This is a genomic window from Streptomyces sp. URMC 127, from assembly GCF_051386535.1.
In the GTDB taxonomy this organism is placed as follows: Bacteria; Actinomycetota; Actinomycetes; order Streptomycetales; family Streptomycetaceae; genus Streptomyces.
Map to the genome: position 1 here is coordinate 1 of NZ_JBPQTW010000125.1, position 19,175 is coordinate 19,175.

Annotated in this window: 18 protein-coding genes; 5 read left to right on the forward strand and 13 right to left on the reverse strand. The window is 71.9% G+C overall.

Annotation, left to right across the window (positions count from 1 at the left end; genetic code table 11):
* Positions 1–29: 29 nt before the first annotated feature.
* A complete protein-coding gene (gene leuA, locus ACSNOH_RS22680) occupies positions 30–1,799 on the reverse strand; it encodes a 2-isopropylmalate synthase (protein ID WP_436723258.1) in 1,770 nt (589 codons plus the stop codon).
* 302 nt (positions 1,800–2,101) lie between these two features.
* Here leuA and ACSNOH_RS22685 point away from each other — a divergent pair, with 302 nt between their 5' ends.
* Together ACSNOH_RS22685 and ACSNOH_RS22690 are read left to right on the forward strand one after the other, a co-directional pair.
* The gene (locus tag ACSNOH_RS22685) at positions 2,102–3,160 is read left to right on the forward strand and encodes a M4 family metallopeptidase (RefSeq protein ID WP_436723259.1); all 1,059 of its coding nucleotides are present in this window, start codon (positions 2,102–2,104) and stop codon (positions 3,158–3,160) included.
* 29 nt (positions 3,161–3,189) lie between these two features.
* Positions 3,190–3,456, forward strand: coding sequence for a protealysin inhibitor emfourin (locus ACSNOH_RS22690; protein WP_436723260.1), 267 nt, complete (start codon positions 3,190–3,192; stop codon positions 3,454–3,456).
* 85 nt (positions 3,457–3,541) lie between these two features.
* On the opposite strand, the gene era is transcribed toward ACSNOH_RS22690, so the two are convergent.
* The 3 genes from era to ACSNOH_RS22705 all read right to left on the reverse strand — a co-directional run bounded on the left by era (position 3,542) and on the right by ACSNOH_RS22705 (position 5,891).
* Complete coding sequence (gene era, locus ACSNOH_RS22695) at positions 3,542–4,483, reverse strand: GTPase Era (RefSeq protein ID WP_436723261.1); 942 nt, start codon at positions 4,481–4,483, stop codon at positions 3,542–3,544.
* A gap of 73 nt (positions 4,484–4,556) precedes the next feature.
* On the reverse strand, positions 4,557–4,907 hold the full coding sequence (locus tag ACSNOH_RS22700) for a cytidine deaminase (protein WP_436723262.1): 351 nt from the start codon (positions 4,905–4,907) through the stop codon (positions 4,557–4,559).
* Positions 4,908–4,973: 66 nt separating this feature from the next.
* Positions 4,974–5,891: a helix-turn-helix transcriptional regulator gene (locus ACSNOH_RS22705; RefSeq protein ID WP_436723263.1), complete on the reverse strand. Its 918-nt coding sequence runs from the start codon at positions 5,889–5,891 to the stop codon at positions 4,974–4,976.
* A gap of 46 nt (positions 5,892–5,937) precedes the next feature.
* On the opposite strand from ACSNOH_RS22705, the gene ACSNOH_RS22710 reads away from it, so the two are divergent.
* Positions 5,938–7,380 (forward strand): MFS transporter, encoded by a 1,443-nt coding sequence (locus ACSNOH_RS22710; protein WP_436723264.1) that lies wholly within the window; start codon positions 5,938–5,940, stop codon positions 7,378–7,380.
* A 73-nt stretch (positions 7,381–7,453) separates the two neighbouring features.
* On the opposite strand, the gene ACSNOH_RS22715 is transcribed toward ACSNOH_RS22710, so the two are convergent.
* The 5 genes from ACSNOH_RS22715 to ACSNOH_RS22735 form a co-directional block, all read right to left on the reverse strand.
* Positions 7,454–8,569 (reverse strand): alpha/beta hydrolase, encoded by a 1,116-nt coding sequence (locus ACSNOH_RS22715; RefSeq protein WP_436723265.1) that lies wholly within the window; start codon positions 8,567–8,569, stop codon positions 7,454–7,456.
* A gap of 147 nt (positions 8,570–8,716) precedes the next feature.
* Complete coding sequence (locus tag ACSNOH_RS22720) at positions 8,717–10,012, reverse strand: hemolysin family protein (RefSeq protein ID WP_436723266.1); 1,296 nt, start codon at positions 10,010–10,012, stop codon at positions 8,717–8,719.
* On the reverse strand, positions 10,009–10,506 hold the full coding sequence (gene ybeY, locus ACSNOH_RS22725; RefSeq protein WP_436723267.1) for an rRNA maturation RNase YbeY: 498 nt from the start codon (positions 10,504–10,506) through the stop codon (positions 10,009–10,011). The genes ACSNOH_RS22720 and ybeY overlap by 4 nt, the downstream gene beginning before the upstream one ends.
* A 7-nt stretch (positions 10,507–10,513) precedes the next feature.
* Positions 10,514–11,521 carry a PhoH family protein gene (locus ACSNOH_RS22730; RefSeq protein ID WP_436723268.1) on the reverse strand — a complete coding sequence of 336 codons (1,008 nt, stop codon included), beginning with the start codon at positions 11,519–11,521 and terminating at the stop codon, positions 10,514–10,516.
* 352 nt (positions 11,522–11,873) lie between these two features.
* Positions 11,874–13,070 carry a carbohydrate kinase family protein gene (locus ACSNOH_RS22735; protein ID WP_436723269.1) on the reverse strand — a complete coding sequence of 399 codons (1,197 nt, stop codon included), beginning with the start codon at positions 13,068–13,070 and terminating at the stop codon, positions 11,874–11,876.
* A gap of 71 nt (positions 13,071–13,141) precedes the next feature.
* Between ACSNOH_RS22735 and ACSNOH_RS22740 the strand changes: the two genes are divergently transcribed.
* Entirely contained in the window at positions 13,142–14,509 is a 1,368-nt protein-coding gene (locus tag ACSNOH_RS22740) for a 6-phospho-beta-glucosidase (RefSeq protein WP_436723270.1), read from the forward strand.
* Between the two features lie 105 nt (positions 14,510–14,614).
* Positions 14,615–15,427 carry an HAD family acid phosphatase gene (locus ACSNOH_RS22745; protein ID WP_436723271.1) on the forward strand — a complete coding sequence of 271 codons (813 nt, stop codon included), beginning with the start codon at positions 14,615–14,617 and terminating at the stop codon, positions 15,425–15,427.
* Positions 15,428–15,653: 226 nt separating this feature from the next.
* Here the strand turns inward: ACSNOH_RS22745 and ACSNOH_RS22750 are convergent, their stop codons facing one another.
* The 4 genes from ACSNOH_RS22750 to ACSNOH_RS22765 all read right to left on the reverse strand — a co-directional run.
* Positions 15,654–16,562: a ribonuclease Z gene (locus ACSNOH_RS22750; protein WP_436723272.1), complete on the reverse strand. Its 909-nt coding sequence runs from the start codon at positions 16,560–16,562 to the stop codon at positions 15,654–15,656.
* 10 nt (positions 16,563–16,572) lie between these two features.
* Complete coding sequence (locus ACSNOH_RS22755; protein WP_436723273.1) at positions 16,573–16,929, reverse strand: histidine triad nucleotide-binding protein; 357 nt, start codon at positions 16,927–16,929, stop codon at positions 16,573–16,575.
* A gap of 50 nt (positions 16,930–16,979) precedes the next feature.
* Complete coding sequence (locus ACSNOH_RS22760; RefSeq protein WP_436723274.1) at positions 16,980–18,134, reverse strand: tetratricopeptide repeat protein; 1,155 nt, start codon at positions 18,132–18,134, stop codon at positions 16,980–16,982.
* A 1-nt stretch (position 18,135) separates the two neighbouring features.
* On the reverse strand, positions 18,136–19,175 hold a 1,040-nt coding region (locus ACSNOH_RS22765; protein ID WP_436723275.1), incomplete at its 5' end, for an ATP-binding protein.

Genomic DNA, 19,175 nt, shown 5'->3' on the forward strand with positions numbered 1-19,175 from the left:
GCGCCCCTTCGGGGGGGGGGGACGTCCGCTCAGCCCCGGTAGGCCCGGTTCACCGCCGAAACCACAGCCTTGATCGACGCACGGGTCGTGTTGGGGTCGATGCCGATACCCCACAGCACCCGGCCGTCGATCACACATTCGATGTACGACGCGGCCCGCGCGGCCGCCCCCTCGCTCATCGTGTGCTCGCTGTAGTCCAGGACCCGGGCGTCGACGCCGATCGCGGCCAGCGCGTCCACGAAGGCCGAGATCGGACCGTTGCCCGTACCGGTCAGGACCGTGTCGGCGCCGTCCACGACCGCCTCGACGGTCAGCGCGTCGCCGCCCTCGTCCGTGGTGGACGTCTGGGTGGAGCGCAGCGCGATCCGGCCCCAGGGGTTGTCGCCGGTCGGCAGGTACTCGTCCTGGAAGACGGACCAGATCTCGGCGGGGGTGACCTCGCCGCCCGCGGCGTCGGTCCGGCCCTGGATGATCTTCGAGAACTCGATCTGCATCCGGCGCGGCAGGTCCAGCTTGTGGTCGTTCTTCAGGACGTACGCGATGCCGCCCTTGCCGGACTGCGAGTTCACACGGATGACGGCCTCGTAGGAGCGGCCCACGTCCTTGGGGTCGATGGGCAGGTAGGGGACGGCCCACTCGATGTCGTCCACGCTCTTGCCCTCGGCCGCGGCGGTGTCGGCCATGGCCTCGAAGCCCTTCTTGATGGCGTCCTGGTGGGAGCCGGAGAAGGCGGTGTAGACCAGGTCGCCCGCGTAGGGGTGGCGCGGGTGGACCTCCATCTGGTTGCAGTACTCGGCGGTGCGCCGCACCTCGTCGATCTGCGAGAAGTCGATCATCGGGTCGACGCCCTGGGAGAACAGGTTCATGCCCAGGGTGACCAGGTCGACGTTGCCGGTGCGCTCGCCCTGGCCGAACAGGCAGCCCTCGATCCGGTCCGCCCCGGCCATGATCGCCAGCTCGGCGGCGGCGACGGCGGTGCCCCGGTCGTTGTGCGGGTGCACGGACAGGCAGATGTGCTCGCGGCGGGACAGGTGCCGCGACATCCACTCGAAGCGGTCGGCGTGGGTGGAGGGCGTGGAGCGCTCGACGGTGGCCGGCAGGTTGAGGATGATCTCCCGGCCGTCCTCGGGCTGCCAGACGTCCATGACGCCCTCGCAGACCTCCAGGGCGAAGTCCAGCTCGGTGTCGGTGAAGATCTCCGGGCTGTACTGGAAGCCGAAGACCGTCTCGTCGCCGAGGATCTTGTCGGCGTACTCCATGACCAGCCGGGTGCCGTCCACCGCGATCTGCTTGACCTGCTCGCGCGAGCCGCGGAAGACCACCCGCCGGAAGACCGGCGCGGTGGCGTTGTACAGGTGCACCGTGGCTCGGCGGGCGCCGCGCAGGGACTCCACGGTCCGCTCGATCAGCTCCTCGCGGGCCTGGGTGAGGACGGAGATCGTCACGTCCTCGGGGATCGCGTCCTCCTCGATGATCGAGCGGACGAACGCGAAGTCGGTGGCGCCGGAGGACGGGAAGCCGACCTCGATCTCCTTGTAGCCCATGCGCACCAGCAGGTCGAACATCCCGCGCTTGCGGGCCGGGGACATCGGGTCGATCAGGGCCTGGTTGCCGTCGCGCAGGTCGGTGGAGAGCCAGCGGGGGGCGGCGGTGATCCGCCGGTCGGGCCACGTGCGGTCGGGGATGTCCACCGCCTCGTAGGGGCGGTACTTGTGCACCGGCATCCCGGAGGGGCGCTGGGTGACCGTGGCGGCGGTCAGCGGGGTGGGACGGCCGACCGAAGCGGGGATCTCGGGCATCTGCGGGGGCTCCTCGTGTGTCCTGCGAAGGGGCCGGCCGACGGGGCGGGGTCACCGGATGACCGCAGCGCCTCACTCCGCGGGGAGGGGGTCGGCCGTTCGGCTACAGGCCCTCGCCGCGGCAGCTAAGAAGAAGCAGCCCGAAACGCATGATGCACAGCACCGTAGCCGAGCCGCACGGGATGCGGTACGGGTGTTCCAGCATGCGGGACGCGGGGCGGCACACGGAACGGTGCCACTCGATTGTGTTAATCGGTGCGGTGGGGCCTGACAACGCCCCGGGCCGCTGCCAGATTCAGGCCATGAGTGACACCGTGAAGAGCGTTTTCTGCACCATCGTCCCGCCGCACGTGCTCGACAGGCTGGCACAGGCCGGCGATTCCGCGCGGGCCGAGATCGCCCAGCGCACCCTCGAACACGACTCCCTGCAGCGCACCCGGCGCCGGGTCGCGGCACTGCGCGGGGTCGCCGCCCCGGCGGGCACCCCTTCGGACACCCCGCAGCGGACGATCTACGACGCCGGGCACCGGGCGACCCAGCCGGGCAAGAAGGTCCACAGCGAGGGCGACGGGCCCTCGAAGGACGCGACGGTCAACCGCGCCCACGCCGGGCTCGGCGCCACCTTCGAGCTCTACCTCAAGGCCTTCGGCCGCCACTCCATCGACGACGCGGGCCTGCCGCTGGACGCCACGGTCCACTACGGCGAGGGATACAACAACGCCTTCTGGGACGGCAGCCAGATGGTCTTCGGGGACGGTGACGGCGACATCTTCCTCGACTTCACCATTCCCGTGGACGTCATCGGCCACGAGCTCACCCACGGTGTCACCCAGCACACGGCCAACCTGGAGTACTACGGCCAGTCGGGGGCGCTGAACGAGTCCGTCTCGGACGTCTTCGGCTCGCTGATCAAGCAGTACGCCCTGGGGCAGTCGGCGGATCAGGCGGACTGGCTGATCGGCCAGGGGCTGCTGGGCCCCGGCATCGACCGCGGGGTGGCCCTGCGCTCCATGAAGGCGCCCGGCACGGCCTACGACGACGACGTCCTCGGCAGGGACCCGCAGCCGGGCACCATGGACGACTACGTCCGCACCTCGCGCGACAACGGCGGCGTGCACATCAACTCGGGCATCCCCAACCACGCCTTCTACCTGGTGGCCACCGACCTCGGCGGGAACGCCTGGGAGCGGGCGGGGAAGATCTGGTACAAGACGCTGACCGGCGGGGAGCTGGCGTCCGACGCCCAGTTCGCGGACTTCGCCCGGCTGACGGTGGCCGCGGCGCGGGCGCTCTACAGCGACGGCGACGAGGTCCAGGCGGTCCTCAAGGCGTGGTCGCAGGTGGGCGTACCCACCTCGTAAGGGCGGCCCGCGGGGGCGAGAATGGCGCCATGCGGATCGTCATCACCCGGACCGGCGGGTTCGCCGGCATCGAGCGGAGGGCCGAGCTGGACACGTCCGGCCGGCCCGACGCGACTCATCTGGAGGCCCTGGCGCACCGTGCCCTCGCGCCGGGCCGGGACGCCGCTCCGCGGGGGGTGCCCGACGGCTTCCACTACGTGATCGACGTGGACGGCCGCTCGGTCCACCTCGCGGACCCGCACATCAGCCACGACCAGCGGGAGCTGATCAGACTGGTGCTGCGGGAGGGCGCGTAACGAAAAGCGAAATGTGCCCGCCGCCACGGCGGGACACCCCCGCGGCGAGGGTCCGGCGGAATGCGCGGCCACCGGACCCGTACGTCTAGAACCCCAGCTTCCGCAGCTGCTTCGGGTCCCGCTGCCAGTCCTTGGCGACCTTCACGTGAAGGTCGAGATAGACCGGCGTGCCGAGGAGCCGCTCGATGTGCTTGCGGGACTTCATGCCCACCTCCTTGAGGCGGGCGCCCTTCGGGCCGATGATGATGCCCTTCTGGCTGGGCCGCTCGATGTAGACGTTCGCGTGGATGTCCAGCAGCGGCTTGTCCTTCGGCCGGTCCTCCCGCGGCAGCATCTCCTCGACCACGACGGCGATGGAGTGCGGCAGCTCGTCCCGCACGCCCTCCAGCGCGGCCTCGCGGATCAGCTCGGCCACCATGACCTGCTCGGGCTCGTCGGTCAGATCGCCCTCGGGGTAGAGCGGCGGGCTCTCCGGCAGCATCGGCACCAGCAGGTCGGCGAGCAGGCCGACCTGCTTGTCGCCGACGGCCGACACCGGGATGATCTCGCGCCACTCGATGCCGAGCTCCTCGCCCAGCTTCTGGATGGCGATCAGCTGCTCGGCGAGCGTCTTGGAGTCCACCAGGTCGGTCTTGGTGACGATCGCGACCTTGGGGGTCTTCTTGATGCCGGCCAGCTCACCGGCGATGAAGCGGTCGCCCGGGCCGAGCTTCTGGTCGGCCGGCAGGCAGAAGCCGATGACGTCGACCTCGGCCCACGTGGTCCGCACGACGTCGTTGAGCCGCTCGCCCAGCAGCGTGCGGGGCTTGTGCAGGCCGGGGGTGTCGACCAGCACGAGCTGGGCGTCGGGCCGGTGCACGATGCCGCGCACGGTGTGGCGCGTGGTCTGCGGGCGGTTCGAGGTGATGGCGACCTTCGTCCCCACCAGTGCGTTGGTCAGGGTCGACTTGCCCGCGTTGGGGCGGCCGACGAAGCACGCGAAGCCCGCGCGGTGAGGGGCCTGGGAGGGGGCGGCAGAGCTGTCCATGCTCCACATTCTCCCCGATCCACTTCGCCCCGCCGACCAGCGGGCTCCCCGTCCGCCGCCCCCGCGCGCGGGCTCAGCCCGCGGTGACGGTGGCGCGCAGGGCCCCGTCGGGCCCGGCGAGCAGGACCGGCGTCGCCGGGCCGCCCAGGTCGCGCACGGCGGCGCGGTCCTCGTCGGAGACGGCGTCCGCGCCGGAGACGACGGCCGCCGCCTCCAGCGACTTCGCCCCGCTCGCGACGGCCATGGCGACGGCGGTGCGCAGGGCGCTGAGCCGCAGCGAGTCGAGCGCGACCGTGCCGGCCACGTACGTCCGGCCCGTCTCGTCCCGTACGGCGGCGCCCTCGGGCACGGCGTTGCGGGCGCGCGCGGAGCGGGCCAGCGTGATGATCTTGCGGTCTTCGGGGTCCAGCGTCGTCTCCGTCATACCGGGGAGCATAGAGATCCCCGGGCGCCCGCCCGGGGCCGGGATCCGCCCGTGCGCGCCCGGGTCTCAGCCCGCGACCGAGTACATCCCCCCGCGCCGGCCCTCCGGCGAGACGAGCCACTCCAGCTTCGCGGCCGTGCCCGTGTCGGCCACGGGGTTGTGCATGACGATCGTGAGGTCCGGCCGGGCCGGTACGCGCAGCTGCGTGCTCTCCAGGTACAGCGCCCCGGCCACCGGGTGGTCGAACTCCTTGACCAGCTGGCCGCCCGCCTGCACGTCGCCCCGCGCCCACAGCTCCCGGAACTCCGGGCTCGCCGCGGACACCTCCGCGACGATCTCCCCGAATCCTTCGTCGTCCGGGCGCTCCGACCAGGCGGCCCGGTACTGGGCGACGACCCGCCCGGCGTTCTCCTCCCAGTTCGCCGCGCGGGCGCGGTAGGCGGGGTCGGTGAAGAAATCGACCAGGCAGTTCGGCCGCGGCTGCCGGCGGAAGCCGATCACGACGCGGGCCGAGTCGTTGAAGGCGACCAGGTTCCAGTACGGGTCCATGATGTGCGCCGGGTAGGGCATCCAGCCGTCGATCAGCCGCTGCAGGCCCTCGCACAGGTACTCCGGGTCGTACGGGGACTGCGGCAGCGGCGGGTTCAGCCCGGCCAGTACGTACAGGTGGCGGCGCTCGTCCCCGCTCAGCCTGAGCACGTTCGCCACGGCGTCCAGCACCTGCGGCGAGACGGTGATGTCCCTGCCCTGCTCCAGCCACTGGTACCAGGAGGCGCCCACGCCCGCGAGGACCGCGACCTCCTCGCGGCGCAGCCCCGGCGTGCGGCGGCGGCCCCCGCCGTCCGGCAGGCCCACGTCCGCCGGCGACAGGCGGGCCCGGCGGGTCATCAGGAAGTCACGCAGCTCCTGGCGCCGGCGCGGCTGTGCGTGTGCGGTCGTCGCGGTCACTGTCTCCCCCTCGGCTGGTGGTGCGGCCACCACCATAAGCACGCTCTCCCCACGATTCTTCCGCGCGCCGGAGGCTGTCGGCATGGCGATCGACTCCCCTCCCCGTACCACCCCTGACGCGCCCGCGCCGGGCATGTCCGCCCGCGACAAGCTGATCCTGCTGGTGCTGTGCGCCGCGCAGTTCATCGTGGCCCTCGACTTCTCGATCCTGAACGTGGCGCTGCCCGTCCTGGGCGACGACCTGGGCATGGGCCAGGCGGACCTGCAGTGGGCGGTGACCGCGTTCGCCCTGCCGTCGGGCGGCTTCCTGCTCCTTTCGGGCCGCATCGCCGACCTCTACGGGCGCCGCCGCGTCTTCCTGCTCGGCCTCGCGCTGTTCACCGCGGCGTCCGTGCTCGCCACCCTCGCCTGGAGCCCGGCCGTCTTCCTCGCCGGGCGGGCCCTGCAGGGCCTCGGCGCGGCCGTCGTCGTGCCGACGGGCATGTCCCTGCTGACCACGACCTTCGCCGAGGGCCCGCAGCGCGAGCGCGCGCTGGGCATCAGCGGCACGCTGCTCTCGCTCGGCTTCACCATCGGCATGGTGCTCGGCGGCGTCATGACCGACACGCTCGGCTGGCGCTCGACGATGGGCCTGCTGGCCGTGGCCGGCCTCGCGGTGCTGGCGCTCGCGCCGGGCCTGCTCACCGAGTCGCGTCCGGCGGAGCGGCCGCGGATCGACGTGCCGGGCGCGGTGACCGTCACCGGCGGTCTGCTGGCCCTCATCTACGGGCTGTCGACCGCGGCCCAGCGCGGCTTCGGCGGCGCGGACGTCCTCGTCGCGCTCGCCCTGGGCGCGCTGCTGCTGGCGGCCTTCGTGGCCGTGGAGTCCCGGGCGGCGGAGCCGCTGGTCTCCCTGCCGATGCTGCGGCGCCCGACGGTCGCCTGGGGCAACCTGGCCGGCCTGGTCACCTTCGCGATGATGAGCACCGTCGTCTTCCTGCTGACGCTCTACCTGCAGGAGGTGCTGGAGCTGTCGGCCTTCCGCAGCGGGCTCGTCTTCGGCGTGCAGGGCCTCTTCGCCGTCGCCGCCGGCCTGACCGCCTCGAAGATCATCGCCCGTTTCGGGGCCCGCGCCACGCTCCTGGGCGGCCTGGCCGTGCAGGCCGTCTTCACGGCCGCGCTGCTCGCGCTGGGCCGGGACGGCTCGGGCGCGTGGCTGGCCCTGGCGGCGGCGAGCATCGCCTGCGTCGGGCACCTGTGGGCGATCGTCGCCTACGGGGTGGCGGCGACATCGGGCCTGCCGGACGGCGAGCAGGGCCTGGCCACGGGGCTCGTGACCAGCTCGCAGCAGATCGGGCTCACCGTCGGGATCCCGCTGCTGAGCGCGGTGGCCTCGGCCCGGACCGCGGACCTCGCAGGCGGCGGCGCGGACTTCGCCTCGGCCACCCTGGGCGGCATCCGGCTGGGCCTGGGGGTGGACGCCCTGGTCGTCGTGGTGGTGGCCGCGGCGGTCGCGGTAGGCCTGCGGAAGCGGCGCGCGGCCTGAGAAACGCCCGCGGGCGGGCCGGGAACCCCGGCCCGCCCGTCGCACGTCGGAAAGGAACGATCAGCAGGATCGATCAGGAAGAGGGCGTCGGCCCCGCCATCTGCTCGCTGATCCACTGCACCGGCCCCTCCATGTTGGAGAGGTAGGTGCCGCCGTTGTGGGTGCCGTCCGGTATCTCCCAGAGCTTGGTGTGGACGGGGCCCTTGCCGTACGTGGCCATGAACTTCTTCACGTCGGAGATCATCTTGGCGTTCTCCTTCGTGCCGTACTGGAAGGCGATGTAGACGTCCGGCCCCTTGGCGGCCGCGAGCTGCTTGGCCAGCACCTCGGGGTTGTTCTCCGCCTTCTCCTTCTCGTGGCCCCGCCACAGCGGCGAGTCGGGCACGATGTCCGGGCCGTTGGCGATCGCGGTCTTGAACTTGTCCGGGTGCTTGAGCACGGACTTCAGGCTCGCGAAGCCGCCGGTGGAGGAGCCCATGTAGCTCCAGCCGTCGCGCGACTTGATCGTGCGGAAGTTGGCCTTCATCAGGTCCGGGACGTCCTCGGTCAGCCAGGTGCCCATCTTCTGCTGGCCCGGGATGTCGCTGCCGTCCCAGTAGATGCCCTTGTCGTCCGGGCCCGGGTTGAGGATCGGCATGGCCAGCAGGAACGGCTTGCCCTTGCCCTCCTGGTACCACTTGGAGATGCTCTTCTCCAGGGAGAACTTCTCCGTCGAGGTCTTGTCCTTCTTGAACTCGCCGAGCGCCCAGTAGTTGGCGTCGTTCCCGGGGCCGCCCGGCAGGGCGATCATGACGGGGAAGCCGCTGGAGGCGAACTTCGGGTCGTCGGTGTACTCCTTGGGCGCCCAGACCCACACCTTGCCCTTGAAGCCGGACTTCTTGCCGTCCAGGGTGACGACGCTGACGTGGGTGCCGTCGGAGAGCGTCTTGACGTTCTTGAACTCGGCCTGCGGCCCCGTGGGCATCAGCGTCTTGGAGTCGGCGCCCTTGCCGCCCGTCCCGCCACCGGCCTGGCCGTAGCTGACGGGGTCGCCCTTGTCCGTGAACGGCGGGATCTCGTAGTAGCTCATCACCGGCCAGGCGATCAGCCCCAGCGTGGCTACGGACGCCACCGCAACGAGCCATCGTCGGGCACGGCGAGCACGGTTGCGGCCGCGGGACTGGTAGGCCCCGGTGGAGGGATTCGTCATCGTGGTGCTCCGGCAGACAAAGGCGGTCAGTTCCGTGCCTGCAGATGAGCGAATCACGGCCGGAGGTTCCGGAATCGCCCCGCCGGGCTGCCTCTGATACCAAATGCTCACAAAGGCCCCCGCCGGACGGCGGAGGCCCTCACGAGCTCAGCGGACGGGCTCGACCAGCACCGTCACGATGCGGTTCCGGCGGCCCGCGGCCGCCTCCGCGGTCAGGCGCAGGCCCGTGAGGCCGCCCGGCTCGCCCAGCCCGTACTCCGCGAGGTCCACCTCGGCCACCGCGCCCGCGATCGGCACCCGGCCCAGCGACTTCGCCAGCAGGCCGCCCACCGTCTCGACGTCCTCGTCGTCGAGCTCGCCGAGGCCGTAGAGCTCGCCCAGGTCGCCCAGGTCGAGCCGGGCGGTGACGCGGTAGCGGCCGTCGCCGAGCTCCTCCACCGGCGGCAGCTCGCGGTCGTACTCGTCGGTGATCTCGCCGACGATCTCCTCCAGGATGTCCTCGATCGTGACGATGCCGGCCGTGCCGCCGTACTCGTCGATCGCGACGGCGCAGTGGTTGCGCTGCTGCTGCATCTCGCGCAGCAGGTCGCCGGCGTTCTTGGTGTCGGGCACGAAGACGGCGGGCCGCATCGCGGTGGAGACCAGCTCGGACTCCGCGTCCCGGCTGATGTGCGTCTTGCGGACGAGGTCCTTGAGGTAGACGACGCCCACGATGTCGTCCTCGCTCTCGCCGGTGACCGGGATCCGGGAGAAGCCGGAGCGCAGGGCGAGGGTGAGGGCCTGGCGGATGGTCTTGCCGCGCTCGATCACGACGAGGTCGGTGCGCGGCACCATCACCTCGCGCACCAGGGTGTCGCCGAGCTCGAAGACGGAGTGGACCATGCGCCGCTCCTCGTCCTCGATGAGCGACTCCTTCTCCGCCAGGTCCACCAGCGCCCGCAGCTCGGCCTCGGAGGCGAAGGGGCCCTTGCGGAAGCCCTTGCCGGGCGTGAGGGCATTGCCCAGGAGGATCAGCAGCTGCGGCACCGGGCCCATGATCCGGGCGAGCGGCAGCAGCACGTAGGCGGCCGCGGTGGCGGTGCCCAGCGGGTGCTGCCGGCCGATGGTGCGCGGAGAGACGCCGACGGCCACGTAGGAGACGAGGACCATCACGGCGATGGCGACGGTGAGGGCCTCCCACGTGCGCTCGAAGGCCTGCAGGCAGCCGTACGTGACGAGCACGCCGGCCGCCATCTCGCAGGCGACGCGGACGAGCAGCGCCACGTTCAGGTAGCGCGTGGGGTCGGCGGCGACCGCCATCAGCCGGGCGCTGCCCCGCCGCCCGGACCGGACGGCCTCCTCGGCGCGGAACCGGGTGGTCCGCGCGAGGCCGGCCTCGGCGCAGGCGGCGAGCCAGGCGACGACGAGGAGCAGGACCGCGACCGCGATCAGGCGCCCGCTCACGTGAACGTCGGAGCCGGGGAGGGCCCCGTCATCCCGCGCTCGGCGCGCCAGCCGTCGACGATGGCGGCCTGCAGGCCGAACATCTCGGCCTTCTCGTCGGGCTCCTCGTGGTCGTAGCCGAGGAGGTGGAGGACGCCGTGGACGGTGAGCAGCTGCAGCTCCTCGTCCATGGAGTGCCGGGTCGGCGCCTCCTCGCCCTGCTTCTTCGCGACCTCCGGGCACAGCACGATGTCGCCGAGGAGGCCCTGCGGGGGCTCGTCGTCGTCCTTGGCCGGGGGGCGGAGCTCGTCCATCGGGAAGGACATCACGTCGGTCGGGCCGGGGAGGTCCATCCACTGGATGTGGAGCTGCTCCATGGCTTCGGCGTCGACAACGATGACCGAGAGTTCGGAGAGCGGGTGGATGCGCATCCGGGCGAGGGCGTAGCGGGCGATGTCGAGGACCGCCTGCTCGTCGATGTCCGTGCCGGATTCGTTGTTGACGTCGATTGCCATCGTGTTCTTACCGGGGGGTGCTTTCGTTTCGGCTGTCGTACTGCTCGTACGCGTCGACAATACGGCCGACGAGCTTGTGCCGGACGACGTCGTTGCTGGTGAGCCGCGCGAAATGGACGTCCTCGACGCCTTCGAGGATCTCCTGGACCTGGCGCAGGCCGCTCTTCGTGCCGCCGGGAAGGTCGATCTGGGTGATGTCACCCGTGATGACGATCTTGGAGTCGAAGCCGAGCCGGGTCAGGAACATCTTCATCTGCTCGGGGCTCGTGTTCTGGGCCTCGTCCAGGATGATGAAGGCGTCGTTGAGGGTACGGCCGCGCATGTACGCCAGCGGCGCGACCTCGATCGTCCCGGCGGCCATCAGGCGCGGGATGGAGTCGGGGTCGAGCATGTCGTGCAGCGCGTCGTAGAGCGGGCGCAGGTACGGGTCGATCTTCTCGTAGAGCGTGCCGGGCAGGAAGCCGAGCCGCTCGCCGGCCTCGACCGCGGGGCGGGTCAGGATGATCCGGTTGACCTGCTTGGACTGCAGGGCCTGGACGGCCTTGGCCATGGCCAGGTAGGTCTTGCCGGTGCCCGCCGGGCCGATGCCGAAGACGACCGTGTGCTTGTCGATCGCGTCGACGTAGCGCTTCTGGTTGAGCGTCTTGGGGCGGATGGTGCGGCCGCGGCTGGAGAGGATGTTCTGGGTGAGGACCGCGGCCGGGGTTTCGGTCCCGGCTCCCTGCTCCTCGTTCTTGAGCATGGCGATCGAGCGTTCCACCGCGTCCTCCGTCATCGGCGCACCCGTGCGGAGCACCAGCATCATCTCTGCGAACAGACGCTGGACGAGGGCCACTTCCCGCTCGTCGCCCGTCGCGCTGACCTCGTTGCCCCGTACGTGGATGTCCGTCGACGGGAAAGCTCTCTCGATGACCCGCAGGAGGGAGTCACCGGAGCCCAGGACCGTCACCATGGGGTGCTTGGCCGGGACCGTGAACTGCGCCGTCGCCTGCGGTCGTGTGGGTGTCTGAGTCATGGGCCGGCTCTCTGGCCTGCTCATCCCCTCTTTTCTGCGTTCCGGCGTGCCGGAGATCCTTGGAATACCAGGGTACGACGACACGCCCGGGGCGCTGAGAGGTTTTCCCGGCGCCCGGGGCCGCGGGGCCGCGGGGCCGCGGGGGCACCTGCGCGGAGCCTCGCCGGGCCTGCGGGGTGCGGAAACCGGGCTGTGGAGACCGCCCGACGCAGCGGCCGGGGCCCGACGGCCGTGGCCTCCCGCTGCGGCGGGAGAAGAAAACGCCCGCCGCAACGGCGACGAGCCACCGCGGCGAGGGTCCGGCGGAATCACGGGCACCGCGGCCGGCACGTTCGCAGGGGCCCGCCGGAGGCTACGGGGTGCGGAAGCCGAGCGTGGGGACCGCACGCCGCAGCGGCCAGGGCCGGACGGCCGCCGGCAGCAGGCCGTCGAGGAAGGCGTAGCGGCGGCGGACGGCGGGGGCCTGGTCGTCGTAGGAGCGCACGTGCTTCCACCAGGCGGCGATCTCGACCCACCCGGGCGCGGACAGTGACCCTCCGAATTCCTGTACGGACAGGGCGGCCGTCAGCCCGGCGAAGGCGAGCCGGTCGGCGAGCGGCCAGCCGGCCAGGGTGCCCGTGACGAAGCCCGCCACGAAGACGTCGCCCGCGCCGGTGGGGTCGAGCGCCTCGACGGCGATCGCGGGGACCTCGGCGCTCTCCCCCGTGCGGCTGTCGACCGCGTACGCGCCCTTCTCCCCCATCGTGACGACGGCGACCGGCACCTTCTCTGCGAGCGCGCGGGCGGCGGCGCGGGGGCAGTCGGTGCGGGTGTAGCGCATGGCCTCCTCCGCGTTGGGCAGGAAGGCCTCGCAGTGCTCCAGGCCGGCGAGGTCGGCCGGGTCCCAGCGGCCCGTCTCGTCCCAGCCGACGTCGGCGAAGACCCTGCTGCCGCGGGCGGCGGCGCGGGCGATCCACTCCTCCTCGCGGCCGGGCACGAGCAGCGCCACGCAGGCCCGCGAGGCCGGCGGGCACTCGGGGGCGGGCACGCCTCCTCCGTTGCCGGGCGGCGGCGCCTCGTGGCCGTGGGAGACCATCGTCCGCTCGCCCTCGTAGGCCATGGAGACGGTCACGGGCGAGTGCCAGCCGGGCACGGTGCGCGACGGGCCGAGATCGATCCCCTCCCCCTGCGCCAGCGCCTCCCAGCAGTACTCGCCGTACATGTCGTCGCCGAAGGCCGCGGCGAGCGAGGTGCGCAGGCCCAGCCGGGCCAGGGCGGTGGCCATGTTGGCGATGCCGCCGGGGCTCGACCCCATGCCCCGCGCCCAGGACTCCGTGCCGCGCACGGGGGCCGAGTCCAGGCCCGTGAAGATGATGTCCAGGAAGACCGTTCCGGTCAGATACACGTCGGTGGGCGGATCGGACTCCGTGCGGACCGCGGCCAGCGGGTCGAGGACGGGGGCCGCGCCCGGGAACCCCTCGAAGCCCTCGCTGCCCTCCGTGCGCTCACCCGGGCAGAGCCCGCTCCGTAGGTCCTTCCGGGGGGCCGAGTGGGGCGAAGAGGTCGTCATACGCGCTCGCTGCTCCTCTCACGGGGTGCGGATCCGGACAGTGTGCCCGATGCTGGGGTACCTTCCGGAACATGAGGCTGACGATTCTCGGCGGTGGCGGGTTCCGGGTGCCTCTGGTGCACCGGGCCCTCCTTGACGACGCGCGGCGCGACACCCCGGGCCGCTGTACGGAACTCGTGCTCTACGACACCGATTCCATGCGCATGAGAGTGATCTCCTCGGTGCTGGCGGCCCAGGCCGAAGGGGTGCCCGGCGCCCCCTCCGTGCGCCTCGCGCACAGCCTGGACGACGCGCTGCGCGGCACCGACTTCGTGTTCTCCGCCATCCGGGTCGGCGGCACGGCCGGGCGGGTGCTGGACGAGCGGATCCCCCTCAGCGAAGGGGTGTTGGGCCAGGAGACCGTCGGCGCGGGCGGGGTCCTGTACGGGCTGCGCACGGTGCTGGTGGCCCTGGAGATCGCCGAGCGGGTCGCGGCGGTCGCGCCCGGCGCGTGGGTCATCAACTTCACCAACCCGGCGGGGATGGTGACGGAGGCGATGTCGGCCGTCCTGGGCAGACGGGTGATCGGCATCTGCGACTCCCCGGTGGGGCTGGTGCGGCGGGCCGCGCGCGCCGCGGGCGCCGACCCCGATCGGGTGACCTTCGACTACGTGGGCCTCAACCACCTGGGCTGGCTGAGGTCGTTGAGCGTGGACGGCGAGGACCTCCTGCCGGGCCTGCTCGCGGACGACGAGGCCCTCGGCTCCTTCGAGGAGGGCAAGCTCTTCGGCGCGGAGTGGCTGCGCGCGCTGGGTTCCCTGCCGAACGAATACCTCCACTACTACTACTTCCGCCGGGAGACGCTGCGCTCGGTGCTGGAGTCGCCGGAGACGCGCGGCCAGTTCCTCGACGAGCAGCAGAGCGGCTTCTTCGCACAGGCCGCGGCCGCTCCGGACCGCTCGTACGAGCTGTGGGAGCGCACCCGGCTGCAGCGCGAGTCCACCTACATGGCCGAGAGCCGCGCGGCCAGCGGAGGCTGGCAGCGGGACTCCTGCGACCTGGACGGCGGCGGCTACGACAAGGTGGCGCTCGCCCTGATGCGGGCCATCGCCCGGGACGAGCCGGCGCGCCTGATCCTCAACGTGCCCAACGGCGGGACCGTCCCCGGGCTGGCCCCCGACGCCATCATCGAGACGGTGTGCGAGGTGACCGGCGAGGGCGCCCGGCCACTGCCCTGCGCGCCGCTGCGCGAGGACCAGCTGGGGCTGATGCTGCAGCTCAAGGCCGTCGAGCGGGCCACGATCACGGCGGCGGTGCACGAGGACCGGGAAGCGGCGCTGCGCGCCCTCGCGCTGCACCCGCTGGTCGACTCGCCGGCGGTGGCGGCGCGGATCCTGGAGCGGGCCGGGCGGGGAGCCGTACGGCGCAGTGGCGGAGACATCTCGCCCCTACCCGCGTAGATCATGTCTGACCTGCCCTTCAGGCTTGACCTGCACATGCTTGACCTGTACCCGTCCAGGGCCTAGCTTCGCGCTGCACCGCCTTTGCTACTCAGGAGTACACACGTGCAGCTCAGCCTTGCGTCCAAGCGCGCCCGCATCGTCGCGGCGGGTGCCGCGCTCGCCGTCGGCGCCGGCCTCTACACGGCCGGCGCCGCCGGCGCCGAGCACTCCGTGCCGCGCACGGACAAGGAGATCCCGAACCTCACCAAGGTGACGGACAAGATCAAGGCCTACTACGGCGACACGGTCGACAAGAACGGCCAGCACTACGCGTCGCCCGACAGCAACTACGCCAAGCAGGTCGCCGACATCGAGAAGAAGGCGAAGGCCCAGCTGGAGAAGGCGGTCAGGAACCACGCCGGGAAGAACCAGTCCGGCAAGAAGGGCGCCCCGAAGCCGGCCATCGTCCTGGACGTGGACGACACCACCCTGCTGACCTACAACTACGAGCTCCAGGTCGGCTTCCACTTCACGCCCGAGTCGCAGGACGCCTACCTGAAGTCCACCGACATGGCCCCGGTCTTCGGCATGCCGCAGCTCGTCAACTGGGCGAAGGACAAGGGCATCGAGGTCTTCTTCGTCACCGGGCGCGACGAGCACCAGCGCGACTGGAGCGTGCGCAACCTCAAGAACGCCGGTTACAAGCCCGCCGCCGACACCGCGCACTTCTTCCTGAAGAACAAGAAGACGCCGCCGGCGTACCTGCCGTGCGGCGCCAAGTGCACCACCGTCGAGTACAAGGCGGGCACGCGCAAGCACATCGAGTCGCAGGGCTACCGCATCGTCGCCAACTTCGGCGACCAGTACAGCGACCTGCAGGGCGGCTACGCCCAGCACACGTACAAGCTGCCGAACCCGATGTACTTCCTGCCGTAACGCCTGCCGGCGGGGCCGCTTCCTCCGGGCTGCGGCCCGGGACGGCCTCGCCGGGCCGCCACATCGTGGTTGATCGCCGTGGCGGCGAAGACCGCTTTCGCGCCGTTTTCCGGCAGGAGAACCGTCCGCCGCCGCGGCGAGAAACGCCCGCGGCGAGGGTCCGGCGGAATGGCCGGCCTCGGCAAACGTACGGCGGGATGCCCCGCCCGCGGACGCGGGCGGGCGGCTAGCGCCGTTTCGGCAGCGGCACCCGCATCAGGTCGCGGGCGACCGTGAGGTCTCCCTCGAAGCCCGCCGCACGGGCCTGCCGCTCGAAGACCGACGGGTCCTCGTACCGCTGCGAGAAGTGCGTCAGCACCAGGTGCCGTACGCCGGCGGAGGCGGCGACCGCACCCGCCTGTCCCGCCGTCAGGTGGCCGTGGTCCGCGGCGAGGGCCGCGTCCTCGTCGGTGAACGTCGACTCGATGACGAGCATGTCGCAGCCCTCGGCCAGCTCGTGCACCCCGTCGCACAGCCGGGTGTCCATCACGAACGCGAACCGCTGCCCGCGCCGCACCTCGCTCACCTCGTCCAGCGTGACCCCGCCCAGCGCGCCCTCGCGCTGCAGCCGGCCGACGTCCGGCCCGCCGATGCCGTGCGCGGCGAGCCGCTCCGGCAGCATCCGCCGGCCGTCGGGCTCGACCAGGCGGTAGCCGTAGGACTCGACGGGATGCGAGAGCTTGCGCGCCTCCAGGCGGTACGAGGGCCCCTCGTGCAGCACCCCGCCCGCGCCGGAGACCGGCTCCTCGGTGAGCTGCACCGTCTCGCGGTAGGCCGTGGCGTAGCGCAGGCGCTCGAAGAAGCGCCGGCCGCTGCGCGGGTAGTGCGCGGTGACCGGGTGCGGCACCTGGTCCAGGTTGATGCGCTGGATCACCCCGGCGAGGCCGAGGGAGTGGTCGCCGTGGAAGTGGGTGACGCACAGCCGGTTCAGGTCGTGCGCGGCCACCCCGGCGCGCAGCATCTGCCGCTGCGTGCCCTCGCCCGGGTCGAAGAGCAGGCCTTCGCCGTCCCAGAGCAGGACGTAGCCGTTGTGGTTGCGGTGGCGCGTGGGCACCTGGCTGGCGGTGCCCAGGACGACCAGTTCACGTACGGACAAGGAGCGCTGCCTATCCGGGCGGCCAGTTGAAGCCGCGGCCGCCGAGGACGTGGGCGTGCGCGTGGAAGACGGTCTGGCCCGCGCCGGCGCCGGTGTTGAAGACGATGCGGAAGCCCTTGTCCCCGTTCTCCTGCAGGGCCACCTCGCCCGCCTCGCGCAGCACGTCGGCGGCGATCGCGGGCTCGGCCGCGGCGAGCGAGGCCGCGTCCGGGTAGTGGGCCTTGGGGATGACCAGGACGTGCACGGGTGCCTGGGGGTTGATGTCGCGGAAGGCGACGGTGGTCTCCGTCTCCTTGACGACGGTCGCGGGCACCTCCCCCTTGACGATCTTGCAGAACAGGCAGTCCGCCTGCGGTTCTCCCGCCACCGGTGGGCTCCTCACGGGTCGTCGGCTCGTCGGCTCCTACGGTCCGGATGTTACCGGGCGGCCTGCGATTCCTTCTCGCGGGCGGCCTTCAGCCGCTTTTCCTTCGCCTTCTCGGCGGCGTCGCGCTCGTTCCGCCGCTGGGCGGCCCCGTACCACATGGCGAGTACGACGGGCACGCCGCCGGTCCACGCGAGCGCCTGCTCCCAGCCCCGGTCCGTCCAGGGCACGGTCACGAGCAGCACCGCGCAGAGCGTGGCCCACAGCGAGTGCGCCACGGCCAGCTTCGCCGCGAGGGCGCGCCGGATCACCGACACCAGGGTGAGCTGGGCGCCCTTCGGCAGCGTGAAGTACGTGCGCCACACGCACACCGCCCAGCCCGCGCACATCAGGAAGAAGAACCACATGCGGGGGCCGAGCGGCGCGGGCAGGGACGTCGGGTCGTCGCCGGTCGGGAAGGCGCGTGAGACGACGGCGGCGTACACCAGGCACAGCAGCGCGACCCAGCGGGTGCGGCGCACCAGGCGCAGGGCGATGTCCTCCAGCTTTGCGGTGATGTACGCGTTGCCGGGGTCGCTGCCCAGAGCGGCGGTGTACTCCCGGGCGAGCTCGGGCAGCTTGAGCTCGCGGGCCTCGTCCTTGAGCCCGGCGAGCACGGCGCGGGCGTCGGCGTCCTCGGGGGCGAAGCTCAGGACGTCCCGCATCACCTGCTGCGCGCCGGCGTTGTCGCCCATGTCCAGCAGGGCGTAGTAGCGGGCGAAGTGCGAGTTCACGGACTCCGGGGCGACGCGCACGGACTCGTGCGCGGCCGCCAGCGCCCCCTCCAGGTCGCCCGTGGCGCGCAGCGCCGCCGACAGCGACTGGTAGGGCGACTGGTGGTCCGGCGAGATCCGTACCGCCTCGCGGGCCGCGGTGACGGCTTCCTCCGCACGGCCGAGGCGCCACAGCGCCTCGCTGCGGAAGATGTGGCCGTCGGTGTGGGACGGGTTCAGGCTGAGCGCGGACTCCGCCATGACCAGGGAGGCGGGCCACTTCTGCGTCCGGTAGAAGCAGCAGGCGAGCAGGGCGTAGACGTCGGCGTTCTTGTTGGAGACCTCCATCGTGTGCCGGGTGAGGAGGTCACAGGCGTCCTGGACGCGGCCGACGGTCAGCAGCGCCTCGGCACGGGCCACGTCCGGGTGACCGCCGCCGTACGGGGTGTCGCTCACGTCAGAGCATCCTCTTCTTCTTGAGGTACGCGAGGAGCTCGTCGTACTGCCCGCCCTCGTTGGCGAACTGGGCGACGCTGCGGGCCGAGTCGAACCAGGGGCCGGTCGAGGGCCGGAGCTGGGCGAGGGCCGCGAGCAGGTCGTCGGTCTCGATCATGCGGGCCTGTCCCGTGCGGACCGAGTCCATCAGGGCGCGCTCGGCCGCGCTCTCGCACAGGTGGCGCAGGTCCGCGCCGGAGAACCCGTCCGTGCGCTTGACGAGCTTGCGCAGGTCGATGCGGGCGATCGGGCGGTCCTTGAGGTGGTGGCGCAGGATCGACTCGCGGGCGGGCTCGTCCGGCGGCAGCACGAGGACCGTGCGGTCGAGGCGGCCGGGGCGGCGCAGGGCGGGGTCGACGTCCCAGGGGTGGTTGGTGGCGGCGAGCACGAACAGGCCTTCGTTGGCCTGGGCGTTCACGCCGTCCAGCTCGGTCAGCAGCTGGTTGACCGTGGTGCGCAGGCCGGAGTGGCGGATCTGGCTGCGCTTGGCGCCGAGGGCGTCGAGCTCGTCGAGGAAGACGACGCAGGGGGAGTTGCGGCGGGCGGTCTCGAAGAGCTCGCGCAGATTGCGCTCGGAGTTGCCGATCCACATGTCGAGGACGTCGGTGATGCTGACCGTCATGAAGCGCGCGCCCAGCTCGCCGGCGACGGCGCGGGCGATGTACGTCTTGCCGCAGCCGGGCGGCCCGTACATGAGGAGGCCGCCGCGCAGGCTCTTGCCGTAGAGCTTGCGGAGCTCGGGGTTGCGCATGGGGGCCAGGAAGGCGGCCTCCAGGCGCTCCTTGACCAGCTCCATGCCGCCGACGTCGGCGAGGGAGAGGCCGGTGCTCTCGACGTCCCAGGCGCTGGTGCCGGCGGGGTCGTCGTCGCCGTGGGCGGAGAGGGGTTGCGGCTCTTCGGGCTCCTCCGTTGCTTCTACGAAGCGGGGAGGGATGACGTCGGAGAGCTCGTCCTCGGCCTGCTTCCAGTCGTAGCGGGGGGCGTCGGCGGGGGCTTCGGCGG

Coding starts and splice junctions, on each gene's coding strand:
- leuA (WP_436723258.1), bottom strand. CDS start 1,799: ATGCCCGAGATCCCCGCTTCGGTCGGCCGTCCCACCCCGCTGACCGCC.
- ACSNOH_RS22685 (WP_436723259.1), top strand. CDS start 2,102: ATGAGTGACACCGTGAAGAGCGTTTTCTGCACCATCGTCCCGCCGCAC.
- ACSNOH_RS22690 (WP_436723260.1), top strand. CDS start 3,190: ATGCGGATCGTCATCACCCGGACCGGCGGGTTCGCCGGCATCGAGCGG.
- era (WP_436723261.1), bottom strand. CDS start 4,483: ATGGACAGCTCTGCCGCCCCCTCCCAGGCCCCTCACCGCGCGGGCTTC.
- ACSNOH_RS22700 (WP_436723262.1), bottom strand. CDS start 4,907: ATGACGGAGACGACGCTGGACCCCGAAGACCGCAAGATCATCACGCTG.
- ACSNOH_RS22705 (WP_436723263.1), bottom strand. CDS start 5,891: ATGGTGGTGGCCGCACCACCAGCCGAGGGGGAGACAGTGACCGCGACG.
- ACSNOH_RS22710 (WP_436723264.1), top strand. CDS start 5,938: ATGGCGATCGACTCCCCTCCCCGTACCACCCCTGACGCGCCCGCGCCG.
- ACSNOH_RS22715 (WP_436723265.1), bottom strand. CDS start 8,569: ATGACGAATCCCTCCACCGGGGCCTACCAGTCCCGCGGCCGCAACCGT.
- ybeY (WP_436723267.1), bottom strand. CDS start 10,506: ATGGCAATCGACGTCAACAACGAATCCGGCACGGACATCGACGAGCAG.
- ACSNOH_RS22730 (WP_436723268.1), bottom strand. CDS start 11,521: ATGACTCAGACACCCACACGACCGCAGGCGACGGCGCAGTTCACGGTC.
- ACSNOH_RS22735 (WP_436723269.1), bottom strand. CDS start 13,070: ATGACGACCTCTTCGCCCCACTCGGCCCCCCGGAAGGACCTACGGAGC.
- ACSNOH_RS22740 (WP_436723270.1), top strand. CDS start 13,142: ATGAGGCTGACGATTCTCGGCGGTGGCGGGTTCCGGGTGCCTCTGGTG.